Genomic DNA, 10,080 nt, shown 5'->3' with positions numbered 1-10,080 from the left:
AGTACCCGCTTTATTGGAAAGCGTAGCGGTGTACGTGATCTGGCCGCCTTCGTTAACGGCGCTAGGCGCGGTCAGCGTAACAGTCGTGGTGTTGTCGGTACCCGGTGTATCCGTAACGGTAGTGTTCACCGCCGTAGTGCCTGGAACCAGGTTCTCGAAGTGCTCGCCACCGGTCACACCCTTGATAGCGGTGGTGACGGTTTGATCGCCTTTGTAGACATCATCCGGTGCCAAGATCGAAACAGTGCCGCTGGACTGATTCACTCCGATGGTGATGGTCTCGCCGTTATCCAGCGTGACGGTCAACGGATTGGTGATGTTAGTCACCGGTGCGCCGTTTTTATCCACAAGGCTGGCGGTGTAGACGATATTGCCGCCTTCGCCGACGGTGGTAGTGGCGGTCAGTACTACATCGACTTTATCGATGGTGTCGTTGATCGTGGTGGTGGCGCCGTTGCCCGCGACTTCCAACTTCTCGAAGTTGCCGCCAGAAGCGTCAGTGATCTGGACCGTCTGGGTGCTCTTATCGATAAACACATCATCGGTCGGCGCAGGCACGGTCACGGTGCCGACGGTATCGCCGGCCTTGATAGTGATCGACGAGCCGTTATCCAACTTCAAGGTGACGTCAGTGCCCGCTTTATTCGAAAGCGTAGCGGTGTACGTAATTTGACCACCTTCATTCGCTTCAGACGGTGCAGTCAGCGTCACAGTGGTGGTGTTATCGGTGCCCGGAGTGTCAGTGACAGTCGTGGTGACTTTATCGGTACCTGGAATCAGATTTTCAAAGTGCTCGCCGCCGGTCACGCCGCTGATAGCAGTAGTGACGGTTTGATCGCCTTTGTACACATCATCCGGCGCTACGGTGGTAACGGTGCCGCTCGACTGATTCACACCAATGGTGATGGTCTGACCGTTATCCAGGGTGACAGTCAACGGATTGGTGATGTTAGTCACCGGCGCGCCGTTTTTATCCACAAGGCTGGCGGTGTAAACGATATTGCCGCCTTCACCGACGGTGGTGGTAGCGGTCAGGACCACATCAACTTTGTCGATGGTGTCGTTGATCGTGGTGGTCGCACCATTGCCTGCAACTTCCAACTTCTCGAAGTTGCCGCCCGTGGTTTCGGTGATCTGGACCGTCTGGGTACTCTTATCGATGAACACGTCATCGGTAGGCGCCGGCACAGTCACAGTGCCGACAGTGTCCCCAGCCTTGATGGTGATCGACGAACCGTTATCCAGCTTCAACGTGACGTCAGTACCGGCCTTGTTGCTCAAGGTAGCGGTGTAGGTGATCTGGCCACCTTCGTTAACGGCACTCGGCGCAGTCAATGTAACAGTCGTGGGGTTATCGGTACCTGGGGTATCGGTAACGGTGGTGTTCACCGCCGTAGTGCCCGGCACCAGGTTTTCAAAGTGCTCGCCGCCCGTAACGCCGCTGATGGCGGTGGTAACGGTCTGATCGCCTTTGTAGACATCATCCGGCGCTACGGTAGTAACAGTACCGCTGGATTGATTCACACCAATGGTGATGGTCTGACCGTTATCCAGAGTGACAGTCAACGGATTAGTGATGTTAGTCACCGGCGCGCCGTTTTTATCCACAAGGCTGGCGGTGTAGACGATGTTGCCGCCTTCGCCGACGGTGGTGGTGGCGGTCAGAACTACGTCCACCTTGTCGATGGTGTCGTTGATTGTGGTAGTGGCGCCGTTACCCGCAACTTCCAATTTCTCGAAGTTGCCACCCGTGGTCTCGGTGATTTGAACGGTCTGCGTGCTCTTGTCGATGAACACGTCATCAGTCGGCGCCGGGACGGTCACAGTGCCGACAGTGTCCCCAGCCTTGATGGTGATAGACGAGCCGTTATCCAACTTCAACGTAACGTCAGTGCCCGCCTTGTTGGAAAGCGTAGCGGTGTACGTAATCTGCCCGCCCTCATTCGCCTCGGTCGGCGCAGTCAGCGTAACGGTAGTTGTGTCGATCGAATCGGTGATCGTGGTGACTGCCGCAGTTGTGCTCGGCACCAGGCTTTCAAAGTTGCCGCCAGTCGCGCTGGTAATGGTGGTGCTGACCGTGCTGCCGTTGACGTAGACATCATTGGGCGCGGTGTCCACGACCACGCTGCCGACAGACTCGCCAGCCTTGATGGTGATTACCGAGCCATTGCTCAAGGTAACGTTTACCGGGGTTTGCGCCGGGTTGGTCAAGGTGGCGGTGTAGGTGATCTGGCCACCTTCGGTCACGGTCGAGCTTGCGGTCAGGGTGACGGTGGTGGCATCGATCGAATCAGTAATGGTGGTGACCGCAGGCGTGGTGCTCGGTACCAGGCTTTCAAAGTTGCCGCCAGTCGCGCCGGTAATGGTGGTGCTGACGGTGGAGCCATTGTTGTAGACGTCGTTGGCCGCAGTATCGACCACGACAGTGCCGGTCGACTCGCCAGCCTTGATGGTGATCACCGAGCCATTGCTCAAGGTGACATTCACCGGGGTCTGTGCCGGGTTGGTCAGGGTGGCGGTGTAGGTGATCTGGCCGCCTTCGGTCACGTTGCTGTTGGCTGTGAGGGTAACGGTGGTGGTGTCGACCGAATCGGTAATGGTGGTGACCGCAGGCGTAGTGCTCGGTACCAGGTTTTCGAAGTTGCCGCCGGTTGCACCGGTAATGGTGGTGCTGACGGTCGAGCCATTGTTATAGACGTCGTTAGCCGGGGTATCGACCACAACGGTACCTGTCGACTCGCCGGCCTTGATGGTGATCACCGAGCCATTGCTCAAGGTGACATTCACCGGGGTTTGCGCCGGGTTGGTCAGGGTGGCGGTGTAGGTGATCTGGCCGCCTTCCGTCACGGTATTGCCCGCCGTCAGCGTGACGGTGGTGGTGTCGATGGTGTCGGTGATCTGCGTTACGGCCGGGTTAGGGTCGATGGTCAATACCAGGTTGCCGCCGCCGGTGGTACCGGTAACGCCGACGCTGATCTGGCTCGGGTCGATGTACGGGCTGTCGTTAGGGGCCAGAGGCACATTGACGGTGCCGGTCAACTGGCCCGACGGGATGGTAATCACCGCGCCATTGGTCAAAGTGACGGTCAGGTCGCTGGTGGAGGGCCGCGTCACGGTGGCGGTGTAGGTCAGCACGCCGCCCGCTTCGGTGATGGTCGGCGTCGCGCTCAGGGTCAGGGTCGAAGGCTGCAGCACCTGGTTGCCCGAGTCCGCCGAGCCTGGCGCTCCGCTCAGGGCGTTGAGTGCCGAAGTGCCTTGGCCGATAGGCGCGGTGGGGAAGCCGATGGTCGGGTCGACACGGCCGGCGGTCGCGTCCAGCACCACAAAGCTGTGGCCACCCCCGGCGGCACCATTACCGGTAGCGTTTGCGCCTGCGGCGGTGGCTTCCAGTTCGGTGGTCGGGTCGGCGCCGGCGGCGATGGCTTGTTGCAGCTCGGCAACCGATGGCGCGGCTTGTTCGCTGGCCGCGGCCAGATCGGCAGTGGAGTCCGGCATATCGGCGCTCCACTGGGTGTCCCGGCCCAGGTCCAGGATGCGGCCGTCGGCCAGTTCCAGGCTGACTGCGCCCGACATGCCTGTGTCGATCTGGTCGCCTGCAAACAGGCGGTCACCTTCTACAAGGACGCGACGTGTTCCTTCCGGAGAAATAACGAAAACTTGACCAACAATGCTTTTGACGATGGCAACAACACTGCTCATTAAAATTTTCTCCGGCGATCCGTTTCGACAAATTCCATTTCGCAGCGCGCTATTAGCGCTGCCAATTGGGAGGGCGTAGTCTATATATGTATTGACGTCAAATATTTGGCTAGATTTTTTAGCGATCTAGTTTGTGCCAAAGTATTGACCTTATGGTCGCCATCCTAAACAATCGCCTCTGTAATGTCACATTGATATTTATGCGGCGAACCGTCCTACATGTGTGAAGCAGTTCCGCTTTTTGAACTTTCCGACGTACGGTCATTACGGTAGCCATTATCCGACGCAGCGGTACTCATCGCTGTGATTTGAGACAAGAAGTCCTGGGGAATTTTTTAATGCGTCTGCACCTGTTCAAGGCAATACCGTTCGTTCTCGCCGCCAGTTTCGTACAAGCCCAGACACTGCCCCAAGCCATGCAGCAGGCATTGGATGTACACCCGGAAATCCAGGCGGGTGTAAACAGCCGTATCGCCGCCGATTACCAATTGCGCGCCGCCCAAGGTGGTTACCTGCCGCGTGTCGACCTGAACGCCGGTTACGGTCGTCAAGGGACTGACAACGCCACCACCCGCGCCAACAACCCCAGCGGCAACCACTGGGACACGCTCAACCGCGGTGAATCCAGCCTGCGTCTGCAGCAAATGATTTTTGACGGTTTCGCTACCTCCAGCGAAGTCGGGCGTCAACAAGCCAACGTTAATTCCCGTGCCTATTCCTTGCTCGGTACGTCCGAACGCACAGCGCTGACCGTTGCCCAGGTTTACCTGGAAGTGCTGACCCGTCGTGAGTTTGTGCGCCTGGCCGAAGACAACCTGCGCAACCACGAGCGCATCTACGATCAGATCAAGTTGCGCACCCAGCGTGGCGTCGGCAACGGTGCCGACCAGGACCAGGCCGAAGCGCGTCTGGCCCAGGCCCGCAACAACTTGATCACCGAGCAAACCAACCTGGCCGACGCGCAGGTCAACTACCTCAGCGCCGTAGGCCAGATGCCAGACCAACTCGAGCGCCCGGCCCCGTTCATGGCCATGCTGCCGGCCGACCTGAATGAAGCCCGTCGCCAGATGCTCGATAACAGCCCGATCCTGCGCTCGGCCGAGTCGGATATCTCCGCCGCCGAGAAGCAGTACGAAGCCGCCAAGTCCACCTTCTACCCGCGCTTTGACGCCGAGCTTGGCACCAACGCCGACAACAACGTCTCCGGTGATCCCAACCACAGCAACGGCTGGGAAGCCATGGTGCGCATGCGCTTCAACCTGTTTGCCGGTGGCAGCAACAAGGCTGACCTGCAATCGAAGTCCTACCAGGCCAACCAGGCCTTGGATATTCGCAACAACGCCTTGCGCCAACTCAACGAAGAGCTAGGCTTGGCTTGGAACGCCTTGAGTAACGCCAACGCGCAATTGCCGGTCGCCCAGCAGTATGTGGATCACAGCACCCGCGTACGCACGTCTTACCAGCAGCAGTTCAGCCTTGGCCAACGTACCCTGTTGGATTTGCTCGACAGCGAGAATGAATTGTTCACCGCTTCCCGCCGCCTGGAAGAAATCAAGAACATTCAGTTATTTACTCAGTACCGAATCAAGGCGACCATGGGCGAATTGCTCAAGAGCCAGGGAGTGGTCGCACCGATGGCCTCCGTCGTGCAGAACGACGTGAAACCTAAAGTCCAACTGCCTGGGATGAATTGAGCCACCCCAATAGCCCCATCTGTTAGTCGAGAGTGCACCGCGTGGAATCTGAAATCGGTCGAGTTCATCTCAGTCATGATCCACGCGCTTTGCACGACGACCCTTTGCTCGACGGGTTGCTGGCACTCTGCGCACTGCACCAGAAGCCTGCCAGCGCGGCCATGCTCACCACCGGCCTGCCGCTGCCCTCGCAACGCTTGAGTGCCGAACTGCTGCCGCGTGCTGCTGCGCGGGCCGGGCTGCAAGGCCGGCTGCTGCAACGCAAGCTGGAGCAGATCCCGACGATTGCATTGCCGGCCCTGCTGTTGCTCAAGGACGGTCGCAGCACCGTGCTGGTGGGTTGGCAGGGCGATGATGAGGCGCGGGTGCTGCTCAGCGAAAGTGACGGCGGCGAAGTGCTGATCAAGCGCGAAGCATTGGCCGACGACTACATCGGCAAGGTCTTCTTCGCCCAGCCGCAACACAAATTCGACGTCAACCACGGCAGCCTGATTCCACGGGCGCGTTCGTGGTTCCGTGACACCCTCATGCGTTCGCGCTGGCTCTACACCGACGCCATCGCCGCCAGCTTCCTGATCAACATCATCGCCATGGCCGCGCCGCTGTTCGTGATGAACGTGTACGACCGCGTCGTACCGAACCAGGCCACCGCCACCCTGTGGGTGTTGGCCGTGGGCATCTGTGGTGCATACCTGTTCGACCTGATCCTCAAAAGCCTGCGCAGCCTGTGCCTGGACCTGGCCGGTAAAAAAACCGACCTGATCATCTCGGCCACGCTGTTCGAACGCATCGTCGGCATGTCCATGAAGTACCGTCCGGCGCGGGTCGGCAGCTTCGCCCAGAACATCCATGAGTTTCAAAGCCTGCGCGATTTTCTCGCGTCGCTGACCCTCACCAGCCTGATCGACCTGCCGTTCACGCTGCTGATCTTTATGGTGATCGCCATCCTCGGCGGGCACCTGGTGTGGATCCCGGTGCTGGCGTTTCCGCTTGCCCTGGGCATCGGCTATGCCCTGCAAAAGCCCTTGGTAGCCACCATGGAACGCACCATGGCCCTGGCCGCTGAACGCCAGTCGAGCCTGATCGAAACCCTCGCCGGGCTCGATGCGGTCAAGGTCAACAATGCCGAGAGCGAGCGCCAGTATGGCTGGGAGCAGACCATCGGCACCCTGAGCCGGCTTGAACTGCGGGTGAAGTTGCTGTCGGGCCTGTCGATGAACATGACCCTGCTGATCCAGCAATTGGCCGGCGTGATCATGATCGTATTCGGCGTGTACCAGATCATCGACGGCAACCTGAGTATGGGCGGCCTGATTGCCTGCTACATGCTCAGTGGCCGCGCCTTGAGCCCGCTGGCTTCGCTGTCGGGCCTGCTCACGCGCTATCAGCAGGCCAAGGTCACCATGACCTCGGTGGACCAGATGATGGAGCTGCCTCAAGAGCGCAATTTCGAAGAGCGCCCCATGAGCCGCCGCACCCTGCAAGGCGCCATCGAATGCCGGGGCCTGAACTTCACCTACCCCAACCAGCAGAACCTGGCGCTGAAGAACATCAACCTGGTGATCAAGCCAGGGGAAAAAATCGGCATCATCGGTCGTAGCGGCTCGGGCAAAAGCTCCCTGGCCAAACTGATTGTCGGCCTGTATCAGCCTGACTCCGGCGCCCTGCTGGTGGACGGCGTGGACGTGCGCCAGATCGACGTCAGCGAGTTGCGCCATAACATCGGCTACGTCGCCCAGGACATTCAGTTGCTTGCTGGCACCCTGCGCGACAACCTGGTCAGCGGTGCGCGCTACGTCGAAGACGAAATGGTGCTGCAAGCCGCCGAGCTGGCCGGTGTACACGAATTCGCCCGTCTGCACCCTCAGGGCTACGAGCTGCAAGTGGGCGAGCGTGGTCAGAACCTCTCCGGCGGCCAGCGTCAGAACGTCGCCCTGGCCCGCGCGCTGTTGCTCAACCCGCCCATCCTGCTGCTGGACGAACCCACCAGCGCCATGGACAACACCGGTGAAGAACGCTTGAAACAACGCCTGCAAGCCGTGGTGCAAAACAAGACCGTGGTGCTGGTCACGCACCGAGCCTCACTGCTCTCGCTGGTGGACCGCCTGCTGGTGGTCGACCGTGGGCAGATTCTCGCGGACGGCCCGAAAGCCGTGGTCATGGAAGCGTTGAAGAAGGGGCAGATCAGTGTTGCTTAAGTCCATCAAGAGTGCGGTCGGCCGCTATTTCAAAGGCGCCGACTCGCTGCAGGGCCAGCCCCTGCCCGAGGTCAACAAAGCGCTGATCGAAGATGCCCCGCGCGTTATTCGCCTGACCATCTGGGCGATCATCGGTTTTTTCGTGTTCCTGGTGGTTTGGGCGGGTTTCTCCCAGATCGACGAAGTGACCCGTGGCGACGGCAAGGCGATTCCGTCGTCCAAATTGCAGAAAATCCAGAACTTGGAAGGCGGTATCGTTGCCGAGCTGTACGTCAAGGAAGGCCAGATCGTAGAGGCCGGTGCCCCGTTGATTCGCCTCGACGACACCCGGTTCGTTTCCAACGCCGGAGAAACCGAAGCCTTGCGCCTGGCCATGCAACTGCGCGTCGAGCGCCTGAGTGCGCAGGTGGATGATCGCCCACTGAACATCCCCGACGACGTACTCAAGGCCGCGCCGAGCCAGGCTGCCAACGAGCGCTCCTTGTATGAGAGCCGACGCCAGCAACTGAAAGACGAAGTCGGCGGCCTGCAAGAGCAACTGGTACAGCGCCAGCAGGAACTGCGCGAGTTCACCTCCAAACAGGGCCAGTACCGCAGCCAGTTGTCCCTGCAGCGCCAGGAAATCAACATGTCCGAGCCACTGGTGGCGCAAGGCGCGGTATCGCCGGTGGAAGTGCTGCGCCTCAAGCGCGCCGAAATGGAAACCCGCGGCCAACTGGATGCCACCACCCTGGCAATCCCCCGCGCCGAATCGGCGATCAAGGAAGTGCAGCGCAAGATCGACGAAACCCGTGGCAAGTTCCGCAGTGAAGCCCTGACCCAGCTCAACGAGGCTCGCACTGAACTGAACAAGGCCGAGTCCACGGGCCGCGCGTTGGACGACCGGGTCAGCCGTACCCTGGTCACCTCGCCGGTGCGCGGGATCGTCAAGCAACTATTGGTCAACACGGTCGGCGGCGTGATCCAGCCGGGCAGCGACATGGTCGAAATCGTACCGCTGAACGACACCCTGCTGGTGGAAGCCAAGATCCGCCCGCAAGACATCGCTTTCCTGCACCCAGGGCAAGAAGCCGTGGTCAAATTCACCGCCTACGACTACACCGTCTACGGTGGGCTGAAGGCCAAGCTCGAACGCATCGGTGCCGACACCATCACCGATGAAGACAAGAAAACCACTTACTACATGATCACCCTGCGTACCGACCGCAGCCACTTGGGCACCGATGAGAAGCCGTTGCTGATCATCCCGGGCATGGTTGCCTCGGTGGACATCATCACCGGCAAGAAAAGCATCCTCAGCTACCTGCTCAAACCGATCATCAAGGCGCGGGCCGAGGCGTTGCACGAGCGTTGATCTTCAGCGCCTGTACCGACCTCATCGCAGGCAAGCCAGCTCCCACATTTGAATGTGTTCACAAATCAAAATGTGGGAGGGGGCTTGCCCCCGATGAGGCCCTCAGCATCCCCCAGCACCTCAAACCAAACGCCATATCGATATGCCCTAACAGTATTTAAACTTCCATTCTTATACCTATAAATTCACTCCCCTGTCCGCCGGGAGTGAAACCAATGTCCGCCACCGCTGCTGCCCCCACCACTGCCCAAACCTTCGATGTCCGGCCCTTCCCCGGCAGTGTAGGCGCCGAGATCATCGGCCTGGACTTATCCCGCCCGGTCAATGACCAGGACTTTGCCCGTATCCACCGCGCACATCTGGACCACCACGTCGTGGTGTTCCGCGACCAACGCATCACCCCCGAACAACAGATCGCTTTCAGCCGTCGTTTCGGTGTGCTGCAGATCCACGTGCTCAAACAATTCCTGCTGGCCAATCACCCGGAAATCCTGATCGTCTCCAACATCATCGAGAACGGCCAATCCATCGGCCTGGGGGACGCGGGCAAGTTCTGGCACTCGGACCTGTCGTACAAGGAACTGCCCAGCCTCGGCTCGATGCTGCACGCTCAGGAACTGCCTGCCGAAGGCGGTGACACCCTGTTCGCCGATATGCACAAAGCCTGGGAGCAACTGCCCGAGCACCTGCGCAAAGCCGTTGCAGGCCGCAGTGCTGCGCACTCCTACACGGCGCGCTACAGCGAAACCAAATTCGAAGGCAACTGGCGCCCGACCCTCACCCCTGAACAACTCGCCCAGGTCGCCGAAGTGGTGCACCCCGTCGTGCGCACCCACCCTGAAAACGGCCGCCAGGCGTTGTTCGTCAGCGAAGGCTTCACCACCCGTATCGTCGGCCTGCCCGATGACGAAAGCCGTGACTTGCTGGCCCAGCTCTATGCCCACAGCGTGCTGCCGGAAAACATCTACCGCCACCAGTGGCAGCCCCACGACCTGGTGTTCTGGGACAACCGCTCGCTGATCCACTTGGCCGCCGGTTGCCCAAGCCACCTGCGCCGCAAGTTGTATCGCACCACCATCCAGGGCGATGCGCCTTTCTGATTAGCCATCGGCCTCTAAAGCTTCCAATACTCTGG

The 10,080-nt window shown here is 59.9% G+C and carries 5 protein-coding genes; 4 read left to right on the top strand and 1 reads right to left on the bottom strand.

Going from position 1 to position 10,080, the window contains the following annotated elements:
• Positions 1-3,699, bottom strand: a 3,699-nt coding sequence (locus tag J1G33_RS10750) for a retention module-containing protein (RefSeq protein ID WP_223018068.1), incomplete at its 3' end; no start/stop codon positions are given.
• Between the two features lie 338 nt (positions 3,700-4,037).
• On the opposite strand from J1G33_RS10750, the gene J1G33_RS10745 reads away from it, so the two are divergent.
• From J1G33_RS10745 to J1G33_RS10730, 4 genes are all read left to right on the top strand, one after another.
• The gene (locus J1G33_RS10745) at positions 4,038-5,393 is read left to right on the top strand and encodes a TolC family outer membrane protein (RefSeq protein WP_223018067.1); all 1,356 of its coding nucleotides are present in this window, start codon (positions 4,038-4,040) and stop codon (positions 5,391-5,393) included.
• A 41-nt stretch (positions 5,394-5,434) separates the two neighbouring features.
• Complete coding sequence (locus J1G33_RS10740) at positions 5,435-7,591, top strand: type I secretion system permease/ATPase (protein WP_005783538.1); 2,157 nt, start codon at positions 5,435-5,437, stop codon at positions 7,589-7,591.
• Positions 7,581-8,945, top strand: coding sequence for an HlyD family type I secretion periplasmic adaptor subunit (locus J1G33_RS10735; protein WP_223018066.1), 1,365 nt, complete (start codon positions 7,581-7,583; stop codon positions 8,943-8,945). The genes J1G33_RS10740 and J1G33_RS10735 overlap by 11 nt, the downstream gene beginning before the upstream one ends.
• A 215-nt stretch (positions 8,946-9,160) precedes the next feature.
• A complete protein-coding gene (locus J1G33_RS10730) occupies positions 9,161-10,045 on the top strand; it encodes a TauD/TfdA family dioxygenase (protein WP_223018065.1) in 885 nt (294 codons plus the stop codon).
• Positions 10,046-10,080 lie beyond the last annotated feature (35 nt).

Origin of the sequence: Pseudomonas sp. P867 (genome assembly GCF_019891455.1) — a bacterium.
Classification (GTDB): Bacteria; Pseudomonadota; Gammaproteobacteria; order Pseudomonadales; family Pseudomonadaceae; genus Aquipseudomonas; species Aquipseudomonas synxantha_A.
Note: the sequence above shows the minus strand (reverse complement) of the source record. Positions and strands in the feature narration are given on the sequence as shown.